Annotated in this window: 14 protein-coding genes; 7 read left to right on the plus strand and 7 right to left on the minus strand. The window is 65.2% G+C overall.

Annotated elements, in window-relative coordinates:
- Positions 1-18 precede the first annotated feature (18 nt).
- From ACSUZJ_RS22150 to gdhA, 3 genes are all read left to right on the plus strand, one after another.
- Positions 19-1,353: a metal-dependent hydrolase family protein gene (locus ACSUZJ_RS22150; protein WP_499411754.1), complete on the plus strand. Its 1,335-nt coding sequence runs from the start codon at positions 19-21 to the stop codon at positions 1,351-1,353.
- A gap of 522 nt (positions 1,354-1,875) precedes the next feature.
- Positions 1,876-3,348, plus strand: coding sequence for a methyl-accepting chemotaxis protein (locus tag ACSUZJ_RS22155; protein WP_499411755.1), 1,473 nt, complete (start codon positions 1,876-1,878; stop codon positions 3,346-3,348).
- 402 nt (positions 3,349-3,750) lie between these two features.
- Entirely contained in the window at positions 3,751-5,094 is a 1,344-nt protein-coding gene (gdhA, locus tag ACSUZJ_RS22160; protein WP_499411756.1) for an NADP-specific glutamate dehydrogenase, read from the plus strand.
- Here gdhA and ACSUZJ_RS22165 read toward each other — a convergent pair.
- Positions 5,091-6,227, minus strand: coding sequence for a branched-chain amino acid ABC transporter substrate-binding protein (locus ACSUZJ_RS22165; RefSeq protein ID WP_499411758.1), 1,137 nt, complete (start codon positions 6,225-6,227; stop codon positions 5,091-5,093). The two genes, gdhA and ACSUZJ_RS22165, sit on opposite strands and share 4 nt — an antisense overlap.
- An 88-nt stretch (positions 6,228-6,315) precedes the next feature.
- A complete protein-coding gene (locus ACSUZJ_RS22170) occupies positions 6,316-7,278 on the minus strand; it encodes a porin (protein WP_499411760.1) in 963 nt (320 codons plus the stop codon).
- Between the two features lie 631 nt (positions 7,279-7,909).
- On the opposite strand from ACSUZJ_RS22170, the gene ACSUZJ_RS22175 reads away from it, so the two are divergent.
- Complete coding sequence (locus tag ACSUZJ_RS22175) at positions 7,910-9,412, plus strand: alpha/beta hydrolase (protein WP_499411761.1); 1,503 nt, start codon at positions 7,910-7,912, stop codon at positions 9,410-9,412.
- A gap of 81 nt (positions 9,413-9,493) precedes the next feature.
- Here ACSUZJ_RS22175 and ACSUZJ_RS22180 read toward each other — a convergent pair whose 3' ends face one another.
- The 3 genes from ACSUZJ_RS22180 to ACSUZJ_RS22190 form a co-directional block, all read right to left on the minus strand.
- Complete coding sequence (locus tag ACSUZJ_RS22180; RefSeq protein ID WP_499411762.1) at positions 9,494-9,913, minus strand: YgiW/YdeI family stress tolerance OB fold protein; 420 nt, start codon at positions 9,911-9,913, stop codon at positions 9,494-9,496.
- 63 nt (positions 9,914-9,976) lie between these two features.
- The gene (locus tag ACSUZJ_RS22185) at positions 9,977-11,344 is read right to left on the minus strand and encodes an ATP-binding protein (RefSeq protein WP_499411764.1); all 1,368 of its coding nucleotides are present in this window, start codon (positions 11,342-11,344) and stop codon (positions 9,977-9,979) included.
- Positions 11,334-11,999 carry a response regulator transcription factor gene (locus tag ACSUZJ_RS22190; protein WP_499411765.1) on the minus strand — a complete coding sequence of 222 codons (666 nt, stop codon included), beginning with the start codon at positions 11,997-11,999 and terminating at the stop codon, positions 11,334-11,336. The genes ACSUZJ_RS22185 and ACSUZJ_RS22190 overlap by 11 nt, the downstream gene beginning before the upstream one ends.
- A gap of 205 nt (positions 12,000-12,204) precedes the next feature.
- Here ACSUZJ_RS22190 and ACSUZJ_RS22195 point away from each other — a divergent pair, with 205 nt between their 5' ends.
- Positions 12,205-12,789, plus strand: a complete 585-nt coding sequence (locus ACSUZJ_RS22195) for a PEP-CTERM sorting domain-containing protein (protein WP_499411766.1) — start codon at positions 12,205-12,207, stop codon at positions 12,787-12,789.
- 53 nt (positions 12,790-12,842) lie between these two features.
- Here the strand turns inward: ACSUZJ_RS22195 and ACSUZJ_RS22200 are convergent, their stop codons facing one another.
- Both ACSUZJ_RS22200 and ACSUZJ_RS22205 read right to left on the minus strand, forming a co-directional pair.
- Positions 12,843-13,052: a hypervirulence associated TUDOR domain-containing protein gene (locus ACSUZJ_RS22200; RefSeq protein ID WP_499411767.1), complete on the minus strand. Its 210-nt coding sequence runs from the start codon at positions 13,050-13,052 to the stop codon at positions 12,843-12,845.
- 142 nt (positions 13,053-13,194) lie between these two features.
- Positions 13,195-14,286, minus strand: coding sequence for an alkene reductase (locus tag ACSUZJ_RS22205; protein WP_499411769.1), 1,092 nt, complete (start codon positions 14,284-14,286; stop codon positions 13,195-13,197).
- Between the two features lie 277 nt (positions 14,287-14,563).
- Between ACSUZJ_RS22205 and ACSUZJ_RS22210 the strand changes: the two genes are divergently transcribed.
- Together ACSUZJ_RS22210 and ACSUZJ_RS22215 are read left to right on the plus strand one after the other, a co-directional pair.
- Positions 14,564-15,550: a LysR family transcriptional regulator gene (locus ACSUZJ_RS22210; protein WP_499411770.1), complete on the plus strand. Its 987-nt coding sequence runs from the start codon at positions 14,564-14,566 to the stop codon at positions 15,548-15,550.
- Between the two features lie 70 nt (positions 15,551-15,620).
- Complete coding sequence (locus tag ACSUZJ_RS22215) at positions 15,621-16,487, plus strand: CAP domain-containing protein (protein WP_499411771.1); 867 nt, start codon at positions 15,621-15,623, stop codon at positions 16,485-16,487.
- Positions 16,488-16,751 lie beyond the last annotated feature (264 nt).

Below are 16,751 nucleotides of genomic sequence, written 5' to 3' on the forward strand. Positions count from 1 at the left end.
GGGCGAGAGGAGACAGACATGAAGAAGATTGCAATCACCAATGTCACGATTTTCGATGGCAGCGGCGACGACGTATTCAAAGGTGAAGTCCTCGTAGAAGGCAACCGGATCGTTGAAGTGGCGCACTTCCCGAACATGGTGTCGGGTACTGCAGACCAGGTGATCGACGGCGGCGGCAAGTTCCTGATGCCGGGAATGACCGAAGCCCACACCCACTTTTCGTGGAACGACCAGCCAACACTGTCGGCCATCCAGTTCATGCCGCCGGAAGAACACATCCTGTGGTGCGTCGATGTCGCCAAGCGCTACCTGGACATGGGCTGGACCTCGGCCATTGGGGCGGCCGCCGCCAAGCCGCGCCTCGATATCGTACTGCGCAATGCGATTACCGCCGGCCAGTGCGTCGGGCCGCGCTACCTGGCCGGCAGCCAGGAAATCGCCACCCTCGGCGGTCTCGGCGACAATACCCTGCCCCACCTGCCGTTCCAGGAACTCAGTTTTGGCCATATCGTGAGCGGGCCCGAGGAAGTACGCAAGGCCGCGCGCATGTTCATCAAGTACGGCGTGGACCACCTGAAGATCAACCTGTCGGGAGAATATATTGCCGGCCTGCCGGCCGAACTGTCGCCATTCTCGGACGAAGAAGTCGCCATGCTGACGAGCGAGGCGAAACGCAACGGCAAGCGGGTGGCGGCCCATGCGCGCTCCGACGAGTCGGTACGGCAATGCTTGCGCCATGGCATCGAGATCATCTTCCACGCCAGTTTTGCCAACGACGAAACGCTGGACATGCTGGAGGCGAACAAGGAGCGCCACTTCGTGGCGCCTGCCATCGGCTGGCTGGTGCGCACCAGCTTTAATGCATCGGAATTCGGCATCACACCTGCCATCGCCGAGCAGATGGGATATCCGCAAGAACTGGAAGCGGCGGCAGCGACGCTGCGCAAGATGCACAAGCGCGGCATTCGCATCCTGCCGGGCGGCGACTATGGTTTTGCATGGATGCCGCACGGAACCAATGCCAACGACCTGCAGTATTTCGTGGACTACATCGGCATGACTGCGAAGGAAGCGCTGGTCTCCGCCACCCGCCTGGGCGGCGACATCATGATGCGGCCGGGTGAACTGGGCCAGGTGCGCCCCGGTTTCCTCGCCGACCTGGTTCTGGTCGACGGCGACCCGCTGCAGGACCTGCGCATCCTGACGGAGCCGGCGAAGATTGCGATGGTGATGCAGGACGGGATCATCCATAAGGGCTTGAAGGATACCGCCCCGCGTACAGCGGCAATCCAGGTCGCGGCGCGAGAAAACCCGGTGATCGACAAGGGCGTGCAGGAAGCCGTGCCGGCCTGATCGCAGACTGGTGTCAGCGCCCGCGGCGGCTCGGCTGCGGGCGTATCCCCACCCGAACGAATGCCGGGTCTCATGCTCCCGCAAGGCAAGTGATGTTGCCGCAAGGCTACAAACAAGAGGCGAGCGGCCGCCCGACGCAATCAAATCCGTCAGTTTCATTGCCACGGAATTCGTTGCCTGTCATTATTAATGACTGATCCAATTCAACGCACCTCCCCCTCTGCCGCCGCATTCACACTTGCCTTGGTAACAAGATGAACTGCGGAGAAGTTGTCGTTTAATCACCAATACTCTCACTCCACGCAATGAGTTATTTCCGACTTTTTGCGGAAAAGCGATCGTTTCAACATTTTTCGGAATTATCCATATTTAACGTGGAAACGGGATCATTTTAATTGTTGAATCAAGTTCTTCCATATTGAAACCCGCATCCGAACAACGGCCACAATCCTTTATCAAGCACGAGCTCGTTACTGCATTAACATGAAAAGATTTACACTACAGCGTAAGTTTGCAATCAGTATGATCACGATCGTTATCGTGTCAATTATTATTTTGTCAGGAAATCGCCTGCTGGGAAAAGCGGCATTGTTCCATTATCTGGAGCGCCTGCACCTGGAGAATGTCATGTTGATCGATCATGCATTCACATTGGCGGAACAGGAGGCAAAGAATGCCAATGCGTTGCGCCGTGATGACGTGCTGGGATACATCGATAAAGCGATCGCCCTTGCAATGCGTGCGGACTCGGAAACCCTGTACGGTGAAAAGCTCCTGTTCCGCATGCTCGGCTTTGACGGCATCCTGGACTTGCCTGCGGAGGACATCCAGAACCTCAATCACATCCGCGCCGCGTTAGTCGCCGCGCCGGGCGATGGCATCACCGCTGAACTGGCCATCCAAGTTCGCCCGACCAGGCTGGAGATCCTCAAGAAGTCGGAGCAATTCGCCACGCTCGTGCTGGAAGCGGTTGAGTTCATCAAGACCACTGTTTATACGCTTGGAACCCTGTCCGTGATCGCACTCGGCCTGCTCATTTATCTCTTGCGGCAAAGTACCCTGCCGCCGATCGCCAAGGCACTGGATATTGCCCAGACTATCGCCCAGGGCAACCTGACCGTGAAGATCGAGACGCATGGGCACGACGAGTTCGGCGAGCTCTTTCTAGCGCTGCAGGCAATGAACGGCAACCTGGCCAACATCGTCGGCGAAGTGCGCAGGGGGACGGATGCCTTTTCCGGCGTATCAAGCGAAATTGCCGCTGGTAACGCCGATCTTTCCAGGCGCACCGAAGCACAGGCGGCGAGTATTGAAGAAACCGCCTCGTCCATCGAAGAGCTGACACAGACTGTCCGGCAGAACGCCGAGAACGCCATGCGCGCCAACGAATTGGTGCTCGCCTCATCGACCGTGGCGCAACAAGGCGGCGAGGTCGTCTCCCAGGTGGTCGCCATGATGAACTCCATCAAGGAAAGTTCGCGCCAGGTGACCGAAATCATCAGCGTCATTGATGGCATTGCTTTTCAGACGAACATTCTTGCCCTGAACGCTGCCGTCGAGGCTGCGCGTGCTGGCGAACAAGGCAGGGGTTTCGCGGTTGTCGCCAGCGAAGTGCGCACCCTTGCACAGCGCAGCGCGAACGCTGCCAAGGACATCAAGACACTGATCCAGAACTCGGTGCAGAGGATCGAAACCGGTAGTACTTTGGTCGACGAAGCCGGCCAGACCATGAGCGAAGTCGTGTCCAGCGTCGGGTGTGCCGCATCGCTGATGGGAGAGATCGCCGCTGCCAGCAAGGAGCAAAGTGCCGGTATCGAGCAGGTGAGCACGTCCATTGATGAAATGGACCGCATGACGCAGCAGAACGCCGCCCTGGTAGAACAGGCGACTGCTGCAGCGTCCAGCCTGCAGCAGCAGGCCGAGCAACTGGCGCGCCGGGTAAGCGTATTCAAACTCGACGACCAGACCCGCTCACCGATGTTGCTGATGAAGTAAGCGAACGACAGCCTGCCTGCGCGGTTGCCGCCGTGCCGGCGCTCCAGATGCCCCGGCCTGGACACCACGCGTCCAGCGCTCAGTCCACAGGGTTTACCGCACGGCAATCGACGGTCCTCCCAGGCCATCCGCCAGCTTGCTTCTGGTATGGCCTGCGGTCTTTGGATCCTTGTACTGCTATCATGACGCCACCGTCCGGTGGCGTCGCCGTTTCCGGACGACGCTGCGTGCGTAGAACATATCGGGTTCGCCGCATGACGGACATCACAGCCAGACACCCCTTGCTGCGATGTTCCTGCAAGGCCAACGCACGACATCCAACCCAGCCGTGCCTTCCTTGCCTCGGACAGCCCCCATTATCCAGTCGCGGCCCCCGCGACGTCTTCCGCTTCAAGGACCCGAATGAAATACGCTTCCCTACACCAGTTCCTGCAATATGTCGCCGAGAGAAACCCGGGCCAGCCTGAATTCCTGCAGGCCGTGACCGAAGTCATGGAAAGCCTCTGGCCTTTCATCGAACAGCATCCGCGATATGCCGAACACGGCCTGCTGGACCGCCTGGTCGAACCCGAGCGCGTGGTCATGTTCCGTGTTTCCTGGGTCGACGATCAGGGCCAGGTGCAAGTCAACCGCGGCTACCGCATCCAGCACAGCATGGCGATCGGCCCGTATAAAGGCGGGCTGCGCTTCCACCCCTCCGTCAACCTGTCGGTCCTGAAGTTCCTGGCCTTCGAGCAGACCTTCAAGAACGCCCTGACCACCCTGCCCATGGGCGGCGGCAAGGGCGGTTCCGACTTCGACCCCAAGGGCAAGAGCCCGGGCGAAGTCATGCGCTTCTGCCAGGCCTTTGTGAGCGAGCTGTTCCGCCACGTCGGCTCGGACACGGACGTGCCGGCCGGCGACATCGGCGTGGGCGGGCGCGAAGTCGGCTACATGACCGGCATGATGAAAAAGCTCAGCAACCGCGCCGACTGCGTGTTCACCGGCAAGGGCCTGAGTTTCGGCGGTTCGCTGATGCGTCCCGAAGCCACCGGCTACGGCACCGTCTACTTCGCCCAGGAAATGCTCAAGACGCGCGGCCGCTCCTTCGACGGCCTGCGGGTGAGCGTCTCGGGATCGGGCAACGTGGCGCAGTACGCGGTCGAGAAGGCCATGGCCCTCGGGGCCCGGGTCGTCACGGTATCGGACTCGAGCGGCACGGTCATCGACGAGGACGGCTTCACGCCCGAGAAACTGGCCATCCTGATGGAGGTGAAGAACCACCTGTATGGCCGCGTCAGCGATTACGCCGTGCGCACCGGCAGCCGCTTCGAAGCGGGCGTGCGTCCCTGGCATGTTCCCGTGGATGTCGCCCTGCCCTGCGCCACGCAGAACGAACTGGATGCGGACGATGCCGCCATCCTGATCAGGAACGGCGTGCTGTGCGTGGCCGAGGGCGCCAACATGCCGTCCACCATCGAGGCAGCCAAGGCCTTCGAGGCCGCCGGCGTGCTGTACGCGCCGGGCAAGGCCAGCAACGCCGGCGGAGTCGCCACCTCCGGCCTCGAAATGAGCCAGAACGCCGAGCGCATGAGCTGGCCTGCGGAAGAAGTGGATGCGCGCCTGCTGCAGATCATGCAGGGCATCCATGCGGCCTGCCTGAAGTATGGCGCCCGCGCCGATGGTTCCATCAGCTACGTCGACGGGGCCAACATCGCCGGCTTCGTGAAAGTGGCCGACGCCATGCTGGCCCAGGGTGTGATCTAGCGCACCACTTTCAGCTTGACCTTCTTCCCCTGCCGGTAGGTGTAGAGGGTCAGCGCCGCATCGCGCAGGTCGCCCTTGGCATCGAAGGCGATGGTGCCGGTAATGCCCTGGTAGCGGATCTTCGCCAGCACCGGCAAGTACTTTGCAGGCTCGCTCGATCCGGCCTGCTGCATGGCGCTGGCCAGCACCATCGTCGCGTCGTAGGCATACGGCGCATAGGTCTGCAAAGCGATCTTGTAGCGCTGCTGGTAGCGCGCGACAAAGGCGGCGTAGCGCGCTTCTTCCGGACCGGTGACGCCGCCGGCCACCACGCAGATCACCTTGTCCTCGCCCAGCGCGTCGCCCGCCAGTTGCGGCAGCTTTTCCGAGCAGATGCCGTCGCCCGAGATCAATCTGGCGCGCAGGCCGAGCGCCTTCATCTGCTTGAGCATGGGGCCGGCCACCGCATCCATGCCGCCGTAGAAGATCACGTCCGGATCCTGGCCGCGGATCTGGGTCAGGATGGCCGTGAAGTCGCTGGCCTTGTCGTTGGTGAACTGGCGGCTGACGATCTTCGCCGCGCCGGCGCGGCGCACGGCGCGGTTGAATTCGTCGGCCAGGCCCTGGCCGAAGGCCGTGCGGTCGTCGATCACCGCGATCTTCTTCGCCCCCAAAACGGTGACCGCATAGCTGGCCAGGGTGCGCCCGACCAGCTGGTCGCTGGCGACGACGCGGAAGGCGGTCCTGAAACCCTGGTTGGTGTAGAGCGGCGTGGTGGCGGCCGGCGAGATCTGCGGAATGCCGGCGTCGTGGTAGATCTTCGAGGCCGGCACCGTGGTGCCCGAGTTCAGGTGGCCGACCACGCCGGCCACGCGCGCGTCGACCAGTTTCTGTGCGACCGCGGCGCCGGTCTTCGGGTCGCTGGCGTCGTCCTCGGCCCGCAAGACCCACCTCACCTTCTTGCCGCCGACGGCAAAGCCCTGGGCGTTGAGGTCGTCGATCGCCATGCGGGCGCCATTCTCGATGTCCTTGCCCTGGTGCGCGCCCGGGCCCGACAGGGGCGAGGCGCTGCCGATCCTGACTTCAACCTGGGCCTGTGCCGCCGGCATGGCGGCCAGGACAAGCAGGGACAGGACGGCGGCGGCAGCGCGCATGGCGGCTCCTCTTCGGTGGGCGATGACCGATTGTACTGCCGCCCCGCGCCACGCCGCGCAAGGCAGGCGGCGCGGCGCCGGCGCGCCTTCAGAACGAATGCGTGATGCCGGCCGCGACGCCGCGGCTGCTTGCCTGCGCCTGCTCGTGGTACAGGTCGGCATACAGGCCGGTGCGCTTCGACAGGCTGTGCACCAGGCCCAGGCCGAGCTTGTGGCTGTCGGCGCTCATGTTGCGCCCCACGCCGGCGCGCAGGGTATTCGCGCCCAGCGTGTAGGTGGCGGCGGCCATGGCCACGCTCTCCCGGCCGATACCGCGCAGCTGCACGCGTGCAGCGGATCCCATGAGCTTGAACTTGCCGCTTTTCCAGGAGGCCGCGGCAAAGCGGATCGTGTCGCCATTCCTGTTGCGCTCGAATGAGAGTTCTCCGCCCCAGGGCGCCGCGTCGTAGTTGAACGCCAGGCCGGCGGCGCGGTCCGACGCGCCCGCCTGCCGCTCCAGCTCCCCGGCCAGGTGCATGCTCCAGCCGCCAAGGGCCGGGCTCTGGTAGAAGACGGCGTTGCCGAAGCGCGAGAAGTCGGCGTAGTCGCGCGCGATGTCGGTCACGCCATCGCTGCTGTAGCTGCCGGTCTGGTAAGCGGCCAGCGACGCGTTCAGGCCGCTGTTGATCCAGGGCTCGTACTTCCACACGTCATGCCACAGCGGACTCAAAGCGCGTCCCAGGCGCAGGGTGCCGGCCGGGCCGCGCAGGCCCACCGTGGTCTCGCCCTGCATCAGGGTGCCCGCACGCTCCTGGCGCCCGGTGTCGGGATCGAAGCGCAGTTCGGCGACAAAGAACGCGGCGGTTTCGCCGCCGAGCTGCTCGTTGCCGCGCCAGCCGAGCCAGTTGTTGTAGCCGCGGCCGATGCTCAAAGGCAGGCCGCTCTGTTTCGCCAGCCCGATGTCGAAGTAGCCGTACATCTCCACCCCATCGCCGGCCCGGGCGTCGGCGCAGGCGAGCGCGGCCAGGCCCGCGAGCGCCACCGTGCTGCACAAGCTGGAACGCACCGTCATGCCTGTTCTCCGGCCATTTGTTGGTGGGTCATGTGCATAGGATCTCCTTGAAACGCGCAGGCGCAGCCAACCGATCGACCACCGTGGGAAGAAGCGATTACCGGGTGCGCGCACGACGGGCATGGTCCCGCGCAGCAAAGGCTGCGGCGTGGCGCGCGAACGCCCGTGGGCGGGCGCCTGCTGGATTGTGAAAGCATCCCTCCGGCGCGTCGGCCAGCGATGTTTCGTGATGAATGCGCGGTGCGGGATAGCCCTCGTGGGAAGGTCCGCAGCCACATGCAAGGGCGAACTGCGCATTTTTCGCCGGGCAGCCCGGCATGCGCAAACGCTCAGCTTGCGCGAAAAAGACAGCGTCTTGCTGATGAAAGACGCAATGATAACCGAAATTGATGAGAGATGCGCTCCAAAAGGAATCGTCTTTACATATTGGCCATATTTACGCACACCCGGGCAGGCTTCAGCGGTGCGGCTTTCGATAGGCCGGCACCGGCCGCAGGCCAGTGGTGGCAAGGCGTATTTCACGCTCGTGTCCGGCTACAAATTTCTCCATTTGAACCTACAATAAACCACACAGTGATACGAAGTTTCGCTGTGCAAAACACGCTGTGCAAAACAACAACTGGAGACTCTCATGAAGAAACAGTTCGGCACGCCGGCGCTGCGGCGCCTCCTCCCTCCCCTGCTGGCCGCCCTGGCCCTGTCCGCCTGCGGCAGCGACGACGACGACCCGGTCGCCCCCCCGCCGGTCCAGCCTGCCCCACCGCCGGTCCAGGTCCAGCCCGAGCCGGCGCGCCCGCAGGATGCGCGCACCTTCTCGGTGGTCGAGGCCAACCTGCCCTTCACGGCGCTGGCGAACGCGCCCGAGACCGACCGCTGGTGGGGCGTGCTCGGCAAGGCGGGTTACCAGGTCGAGGTGCCGAAGAACTGGAACGGCATGCTGGTGATGTACGCCCACGGCTATGCCGGCACCGGCGACAAGCTGTCGGTCGCGCCGCCGGCGCTGCGGCGCCACCTGGTCAGCCAGGGCTATGCCTGGGCCGCATCGAGCTACAGCACGAATTACTACGACGTGCGCGCCGGCGTCGAGGACACCAATGCCCTGGCGCTGGCCTTCCGGGACATCGCGCAGAAGAACGGCCGCACGCTGGCCGCGCCGACCAAGACCTATATCGTCGGCGTCTCGATGGGCGGCCACATCACCGCCGCCGCAGTGGACGAGGAAAACATCGCGGCCGCCAACAACAAGATCCGCTACAACGGCGCGGTGCCGATGTGCGGCGTGCTGGGCGACACCGAGCTGTACGACTATTTCGCCGCCTACCAGACCGCGGCGATGCAGGAAGCGGGCATGCCGGCCACCAGTTGGCCGGTGGCGAACTGGGAGACCGTCGGCCCGCAAGTGCAGGCGAAACTTTTCTCCAGCTTCCCGAGCAGCGCCACGCCGGGCGCGCAGGCCGTGCCGACCGAACAGGGCATGCGACTGAAGCAGATCGTCGCCAACCTCAGCGGCGGCCCGCGTCCGCTGTTCGACTACGCCTATGCCGGTCCGCTGCAGAACACGGTCTGGGGCACCTTCGGGCGCGACGGCAAGGTGATGGGCATCCTCAACGAGGACGTGGTCACGACCAAGGACATCGTGTTCCAGCTCGACGCCGACCCGGCCCTGAGCGCCGAGGAACAGGCCTATAACGCCACCATCTTCCGCATGCAGGCGCAGGCGGACGCCAACCGCCCGCGCCGCGACGGCCTGCGCTGGGTGCCGAAGACGAACGCCCAGATCAAGGTACCGGTGGTGACGATCCACACCCTGGGCGACCTGTATGTGCCGTTCAAGATGGAGCAGATCTACAAGCGCCGCGCCGATGCGGCCGGCACGTCGAACCTGCTGGTCCAGCGCGCGATCCGCGGCATCAGCCACTGCGATTTCACGATCGCCGAGCAGGCCTCCGCCTTCGACGCGATGGTCAAGTGGGAACAGCAGGGCGTGAAGCCGGAAGGCGACGACGTGCTCACGCCATCGGTGGTGGCCGATCCCCAGTACGGCTGCAAGTTCACGAACAACACCGCATCCGAGGGCGACAGCGCCTCGCTGCTGGCCGTGCGCGCCCAGCTGCCGCAGTGCAGCCGGCCTTGATCTGACGGGTTTTTCCGTTCGAACGCCAGGCCTGCATGGCTGGCGTTCTTTTTTATGGTTGATCCAGAGCGCCTGACGAGCTTACTTGCCGACCACCTTGACCTGCTTGACGTCGAGCGTGGACTCGCCAAAGGTCTCCTTGTCGAACTCGCCGATCAGCTCCACCTGCGTGTTCTGGTCGATGTTCACCCCTTGCGGAAAATACTTGGCGTCGATCTCGACCGTCATCTTGCCGCTCGCGTCGGTGAACTCGTAGTCCTCGCCGCCCTTGTGGCTGGTGATCTTGCCCTGCAGGCGCACGTACTGGTCGTCCTTGCCATTGTCCAGCAACTGTTTTGCCGTCATCAGCGGCGCGCTGGTCGGCCCGGTATAGCCGGATGCGGCCGGCTTGGCCGAGGCGCCGGACGAGGGCCCGGTATAAGCCCCCGGCTGCTGGGCGATGGCGGCGGCCGAGCCGGCAACCAGGGCGGTGATGCAGGAAAGCTGGATCAATCGTTTCATGGTGGTTCCTCCGTTGCTGGTGAGTGAGTACCTGCATTACACCGGCCAGACATTAACCCGATCTTAAGATGCCGCGTTCGCCGGAAAATCCAGCGTCACGCCCAGGCCGCGCCCATCCAGGCCGGCGCCGAAACGCAGTTCGATGCCGTGCAGCTCGGCGATGCGCCGCACGATCGACAGGCCCAGGCCGCTGCCCGGCTGGCCCTGCCCCAGTACGCGAAAAAAACGCTCGGAGAGCCGCGCCCGGCTGGCGTCGTCGACACCGGGGCCGTCGTCGCGCACGGCAATCCAGGCGCGGCCCGCGTGCTCCCCGGCCGCGATCTCGACCCGGCTGCCCGCCGGGCAGTAGCGCAGTGCATTGTCGACCAGGTTGCGCAGCGCGATCTCCAGCATGCGCGGATCGGCGTGTACGCTCGCCAGTTCGCAACGCATGGCCAACGCGATGCCGCGCCGTTCGGCTTCGGGCGCGTGCGTCATCTGCAGTTGCTCGAACAGGGGCGCCAGCGCCACCGGCTGGCGCTGCAGCTGCTCGCGCGCCAGAGGATCCAGGCGCGCCAGCGTCAGCAGGCTGTCGACCAGCGCCGTGCTGCGCGCAATGTCCTGGCGCAGCTTCTGGAAAGGCGCCGCCAGCTCGGGATGCTGGCGCCCCAGCAGCTGCACGTGCATGTGCAGGCCGGCCAGCGGCGTGCGCAGTTCGTGCGCGGCGTCGGCGGTGAAGCGGCGCTCGGCCTGCAAGGCCGCATCGAGGCGTTGCAGCACACTGTTCAACGCCTGCACGATCGGCAGCAGCTCGCGCGGCTGGCCGGCCAGCGGCACCTGCGCCAGATCGTCCGGGGTCTTGGCCGCGATCGCGGCAGCCGTACGGCGCAAGGGCCGCAGCACGCGGCCGATCAGCAGCCAGCAGACCAGCGCCAGCACGACCAGGATGCCCAGCACCGGCAACAGCAGGGATTCGGCCAGCTCCTCCAGGATGTCGAAGCGCTTGCCGATCTCCTGCCCGACCTGCACCTCGATGCCGCGCGCCGCGTCGCGCACCACGAACACGCGCCAGCGCTCTCGTCCCACCTTCGGATCGGCAAAACCGTCGTCGTCGTCGAAGTCCGTCACGAAGGGGACGGCCGGCGCCTCGCCGGTGCGCTGGATCACGCGTCCGCCGCTGACCACCTGGTACTGCATGTCGACCTTGCGCGCCCGCTCGCCACCGGCCGGCAGACGCGCCGGCAGGCCGCGCTCGTGCCAGTCGGTGGTCGCGGCCAGAATCATGTAGCCGGCCTCCTCCAGCGCGTCGTCGAAGACCTCGTTGGTCTCCTGCCAGGCGATCACGGTGACGATGCCCAGGCTGGCCAGCCACAGCAGCACGCTGGCCGAGACGATGGCCAGCAGCAGGCGCCGCCGCAGCGATGGGGGCTGGATCGCCGCGTCAGTCGCCATCGTTCTTCAGGCGGTAGCCGAGGCCGCGCACGGTGACGATACTGTCGCTGCCCAGCTTCTTGCGCAGGTTGTGGATATACACTTCGATCGTATTGCTCTCGACCTCCTCGCCCCAGCCGTACAGGCTTTCCTCGATCTGGGCGCGGGTGACGATGCCGTTGCGGCGCAGCAGGAGCGCATGCAGCACGTGGTACTCGCGCGCGGTCAGCGCCACCGGCCGGCTGGCCAGGGTCACCTGTTTGGTGTCGGGATCGAGGGCGATGCCGCCGTGCCGCAAGACGTTGCTGGCCTGGTTGGCGCCGCGCCGCGCGGCGGCCCGGATGCGCGCCGACATTTCCTCCAGCTCGAAGGGTTTCACCAGGTAGTCGTCGGCGCCCAGGTCCAGGCCTTCGACGCGGTCGGCCAGCGCATTGAAGGCGGTGATCAGGATCACGGGCACGGCGTTGCCCGCCGCGCGCAGGCTGGCCAGCAAGGCGTCGCCGCTCAGGCCGGGCAGGCCACGGTCGAGCAGCACGCAGTCGTAATGGTGGGTCTTGAGGGCGGTATCGGCCGAGTCGCCGCGTTCCACCCAGTCGACGGCATGGCCATCCAGGCGCAGCCAGGACTGGATGGTGTCGCCGAGGGAGGTGTCGTCTTCTACGAGCAGGATGCGCATGGGATCGAGGCTAAGCCGGATGGATGAAGCGAATCTTAAAGCTTTTCCGCAAGCGCGCTCTACCCTGTGCTGGTGTCGACATTCTTACAAAAAAATAAGCAGCAGAGATGTCAATACAGTAAGCAGTTGTATTTAAAGAGTAATTCTTGGTGGCACAACCATTACTTATAGGACAGCACCACAACTACACAAAGGGATGTTCATCATGCGTTTTCCGTTCTCGCGTACTCTGAAACTCGCCGCCGCCAGCCTGGCGCTCGTCTCCCAGGCCGCCCTGGCTGCGCCTGTCAACTTTTCGGGCGAGCTGACCGATTCGGATCCGGTATTCAACCGTCCTTTGAGCCTGCTTACGCTCAGCAGCGTCGGTACCGCCGTGTCCTACGACGTCTTCGCTTTCCATGTCACCGCCGACGGCACCTATTCGATGGAAACGACTGCTGCAGCATTTAACAACGGCGGTTCGGACGAAACCTACCTGACCCTGTATGCAAACGCCTTCGACGCCTCGTCGCCGCTGACGAACCTGCTCGCGCTGGACGACGATTCCGGCGCAGGATTCCTCTCGCTGATCAACGAGTCGCTGCAAGCCGGCGTCGAGTATTTCCTGGTCCTGAGTTCGTATAACAATGGCCAGTTCGGCAGCTATGCCGGCAGCTTCGATACGGTCAGCGGTGGCGGCCAGGTAGTCCTGGGGGATGCAGCCAGCGAGGTTCCGGAGCCGGCCACCCTGGCCCTGCTGTCCCTGGCCACGCTGGGCATGGGCCTGGCGCGCCGTCGCCAGCGCGGCTGATTCCTTCCTGTCTCGCCGATGGGCGGCCCCGCCGCCCCGCCAGCGCTTGGGCATCAAGCCTTTTTCAGTGCGGAAGGCTTGTGCGCCGCCTCGGCGCCGGTCTTGTCGCTGACGACCAGGTATTCCGGATTCTCCGGCGATGCGGCCACCTCATGGCCCTTGATGGTGGTGTGCGAGGTCAGCTTCTTCTTGACCGTGCCGTGCACCGTTCCCTGCGACGATTCCCACGTCACCTTGTCGCCTGCCTTGAATTCCTGCGTCATGATGGCTCCCGAGCGTAGCGGACTTCCCGCAGCCGTATTTGAACACAGGTGCAAGCGCTTCCCGCGCGTCACAGGAACTTGGCGCCGGAAAACAAAAAGGCCAACCCGCAGGCTGGCCTTTGCTGTCGAGGGGGACGGTTGCTTACGCCGCCTTGTCCAGCGCCGGATAGTCGATGTAGCCCTCTTCGCCGTGGCTGTAGAAGGTCTGCGGGTTCGGCGTGTTCAGCGGCGCGTTCAATTTGAAGCGCTGCACCAGGTCCGGGTTGGCGATATAGGCGCGTCCGAAGGCCACCGCGTCGGCGCGGCCGCTCTCGACCGCCTCGATCGCCATCTCGCGGGTATAGCCGTTGTTGGCGATGTAGGTGCCCTTGAAGGCCTTGCGCGCCCAGGCGTAGTCGAAGCCCGGGATGTCGCGCGGGCCGCCGGTAGCGCCCTCGACGAAGTGGATGAAGGCGATGCCGCGCTTGTCCAGCTCGTCGACCAGGTAGCCGAACACGGCCTGCGGGTTGCTGTCCGCCAGGTCGTTGGCCGGCGTCACCGGCGAGAGGCGGATGCCGACGCGGCCGGCGCCGATCTCGGCCACCACGGCGTCGACCACTTCCAGCGCGAAGCGGGCGCGGTTCTCGATCGAGCCGCCGTATTCGTCGCTGCGCTTGTTGGCGCCGTCGCGCAGGAACTGGTCGATCAGGTAGCCGTTGGCGCCGTGCAGTTCGATGCCGTCGAAACCGGCGCGAATGGCGTTGGCGGCGCCGCGGCGGTATTCCTCGACGATTTCCTTGATCTCGGCGACGCTCAGGGCGCGCGGTTCGAGCGCCTCGACCTTGCCGGCGCGGGTGTAGGCGATCACCTTCGGCGTCACGGCCGAGGGCGCCACCGGCTGCACGCCGCCGGTCAGGTTCGGGTGGGTCACGCGGCCGACGTGCCAGATCTGGGCGACGATCTTCGAGCCGGCATCGTGCACGGCCTGGGTGATCGGCTTCCAGCCCTCGACCTGGGCGTCGCTGTAGATGCCGGGCGTGGCCATGTAGCCTTTACCCACCGGCGAGACCTGGGTGCCTTCGCTGATGATCAGGCCGGCGTTGCTGCGCTGGCGGTAGTACTCGACGTTCATCGGGCTGCCGGGAATGTCGCCGGCCGGCTCGTCGGCGCGGCTGCGCGTCAGCGGCGCCATCACGACACGGTTGGCGACCTCGATGTCGCCGATGCGGGCGGGTTCGAACAGTTTGTGGCTCATGGTCTCTGGTCCGTAAATAAGAGCGTCTGAAAAACCCTCAGGGCAAGGCGCATCGTCGAAGACAGTACGACTAGTACGGCGAGACGAATGCAACGCCGCCATGGGGGTTTTTCAGACGCTCTGGTTGGCGATATCAGGGCCGCCGGTCGTTCGATGCAATCGCCGGCAGCCGCTACAGTTGATAGTATGAGTATTCCCGGCGCACCTTGGTAGCCCGCACAAATGATAAGATTTATTCCTGACAGGAATAGGTAGAGACATGGACCGGCTACGTTTGATGGAAACCTTTGTGCGGGTCGTCGAGACCGGCAACTTCTCCGCCGTCGCGCGCGAGGAGCGCAGCACGCAGTCGGCAATCAGCAAGCAGGTGCAGGCGCTCGAGACCCTGCTGGGCGCGAAGCTGCTGGTGCGCTCGACGCGCAGCCATGCGCTGACCGAAGCGGGCAAGCGCTATTACGAACGCTGCCGCCAGGTGCTCGACACGCTGGAGGAGGCGCGCGCCGAGCTGCACCGCACCGAGAACGAGATCACGGGCGTGCTGCGGGTGGCCGCGCCGGTATCCTTCGGGCGCCTGCACATCGTGCCGCGCCTGGCAAGCTTCTACGAGCGCTACCCGAAGCTGAGGATCGACCTGCAGCTCGACGACGGCTTCGTCGACCTGGTCGTCGGCGGCATCGACGTCGCCTTCCGCGTCGGCGAACTGAAGGACAGCCGCCTGGTCGCACGCCGCATCGGCACCGCCCACCGCGCCGCGCTGGCGGCGCCCGGCTACCTGGCCCGGCACGGCGAACCGCAGGAGCCGGACGAATTGCGCCAGCACCAGTGCCTGGTCTACACCGGCCTGGTCAACCTCAACGAATGGAATTTCCAGGACGAAGCCGGCAAGCAGATCGCGGTGCGCGTGAGCGGGAACTTCCAGTCGAACAGCTCGGAGGCGATCCGCCAGGCCGTGGTCGAAGGACTCGGCATCGCCTATTCGCCGCTGTGGATCTACGGCGACGACATCCGCGCCGGGCGCGTGAAACCGATCCTGACGCGCTACCGCCTGCCGCCGCTGCCGCTGAACGTGGTGTTCCAGCCGGCGCGCAAGCCTTCGCTGAAGATCAGCCATTTCGTGTCCTTCTTCGCCGACGCGTTCTCGCGCGACCCGGATATTTCGCAGATGCTGGCGGCGCCCGGCACGCCGGACAGCACCCTGGAGGCGCTGGGCGGCGGCGCGCCGCTCAAGACACAGGGGCCGGGCAAACGCCGCACGCAGGCATAGTGTCGGGTACGCCGCCGTGCGCGCGGCGGAGATATGCTGGCCGCATCCGAACAACCCTGCATGCCACGCCGTGAAGCATTTTCCGCCCGCCCCGCTCCTGCCCTGCCTCGCCCTGCTGGGCTGCGTCCTGTCGTGGAGCGGCGGCGCCCATGCCCAGGAGGATACGCGCCTGCTTGCCGCCATCAACGCCTGGCGCGCCGCGCCCGACAGTTGCCAGGGACGGCAACCGCCGCCCGCCCCGGCCCTGAAGCCGCAGGCGGCGCTGGCGCGCATGCGTCTTGGGCCGGGCAATTTTCCGGAGTCGGTACTCGAGCAGCTCGGCTACTACGCCGACCGCGCCGAAGTGATCCACGTCGGTGGCGCGCCAGACGCCGAGGCGGCAATGGAAGCCATCCGCACGCGCTACTGCCGCACCCTGCTGGACGCCGGCCTGCAGGACATCGGCGTGTCGCGCCAGGGCAACGAGTGGACCATCGTGCTGGCGCGCCCGACGCCGCCGCTCGCGCTGCCGGACCAGTTCGAGGCCGGCCAGGCCATCCTGGCGCTGGTGAACGCGGCGCGCGCCAGCGCGCGCAATTGCGGCGGCCGCTATTTCGGCCGGGCGCGGCCGGTCGCCTGGAACGATGCGCTGGCCCAGGCGGCGCGCGAGCACAGCAGCGACATGGCGGCGCACCGCCGCTTCAGCCATCGGGGCTCGGACAACACCGAGGTGGCACAGCGCGCCACGCGCGCGGGCTACCGCTGGCGGCATATCGGGGAAAACATCGCGGCGGGACAGACCTCGCCGCAGGAGGCGGTGGCCGGCTGGCTGGACAGCCCGGGCCACTGCGCGAACCTGATGAATCCGGACTTCACCGAGATGGGCGCGGGCTATGCGGTCAGCCGGGCGCGCCTGCCGGGTTTTGCATACTGGACCCAGGTGTTCGCGACGCCGTGATGAAAACGGTGGTGTGACGACGTGCTGCGGTGCGGGTTTTCGTAGGGTGGACACCTGTGTCCACGCGGTACAGCGTTTGCGTCATCGCGGCGTCACCGGGACGCAGAGAAGATTGATGCAACCGGTGTTGTTAACGAGCGGCGGTGCCCGGTTGCAGCGGGGTGTGTACAGGCACGACCGCGTGGACACAGGTGTCCACCCTACATAAGACACCGCGAGATCCAGGTGTTCGCGAGGTCGTGATAAAAAAAGAGAGCGCCGCGG

The sequence above is a fragment of the Telluria sp. B2 genome, assembly GCF_051789535.1.
Taxonomy (GTDB): domain Bacteria; phylum Pseudomonadota; class Gammaproteobacteria; order Burkholderiales; family Burkholderiaceae_D; genus Telluria.

Bases quoted from the DNA above. Each gene is read 5' to 3' on its own strand.
- ACSUZJ_RS22205 (WP_499411769.1), bottom strand. From the start codon at position 14,286: ATGAGCCACAAACTGTTCGAACCCGCCCGCATCGGCGACATCGAGGTC.
- ACSUZJ_RS22155 (WP_499411755.1), top strand. From the start codon at position 1,876: ATGATCACGATCGTTATCGTGTCAATTATTATTTTGTCAGGAAATCGC.
- ACSUZJ_RS22150 (WP_499411754.1), top strand. From the start codon at position 19: ATGAAGAAGATTGCAATCACCAATGTCACGATTTTCGATGGCAGCGGC.
- ACSUZJ_RS22185 (WP_499411764.1), bottom strand. From the start codon at position 11,344: ATGGCGACTGACGCGGCGATCCAGCCCCCATCGCTGCGGCGGCGCCTG.
- ACSUZJ_RS22210 (WP_499411770.1), top strand. From the start codon at position 14,564: ATGGAAACCTTTGTGCGGGTCGTCGAGACCGGCAACTTCTCCGCCGTC.
- ACSUZJ_RS22180 (WP_499411762.1), bottom strand. From the start codon at position 9,913: ATGAAACGATTGATCCAGCTTTCCTGCATCACCGCCCTGGTTGCCGGC.
- ACSUZJ_RS22165 (WP_499411758.1), bottom strand. From the start codon at position 6,227: ATGCGCGCTGCCGCCGCCGTCCTGTCCCTGCTTGTCCTGGCCGCCATG.
- ACSUZJ_RS22190 (WP_499411765.1), bottom strand. From the start codon at position 11,999: ATGCGCATCCTGCTCGTAGAAGACGACACCTCCCTCGGCGACACCATC.
- ACSUZJ_RS22175 (WP_499411761.1), top strand. From the start codon at position 7,910: ATGAAGAAACAGTTCGGCACGCCGGCGCTGCGGCGCCTCCTCCCTCCC.
- gdhA (WP_499411756.1), top strand. From the start codon at position 3,751: ATGAAATACGCTTCCCTACACCAGTTCCTGCAATATGTCGCCGAGAGA.
- ACSUZJ_RS22195 (WP_499411766.1), top strand. From the start codon at position 12,205: ATGCGTTTTCCGTTCTCGCGTACTCTGAAACTCGCCGCCGCCAGCCTG.
- ACSUZJ_RS22170 (WP_499411760.1), bottom strand. From the start codon at position 7,278: ATGACGGTGCGTTCCAGCTTGTGCAGCACGGTGGCGCTCGCGGGCCTG.
- ACSUZJ_RS22200 (WP_499411767.1), bottom strand. From the start codon at position 13,052: ATGACGCAGGAATTCAAGGCAGGCGACAAGGTGACGTGGGAATCGTCG.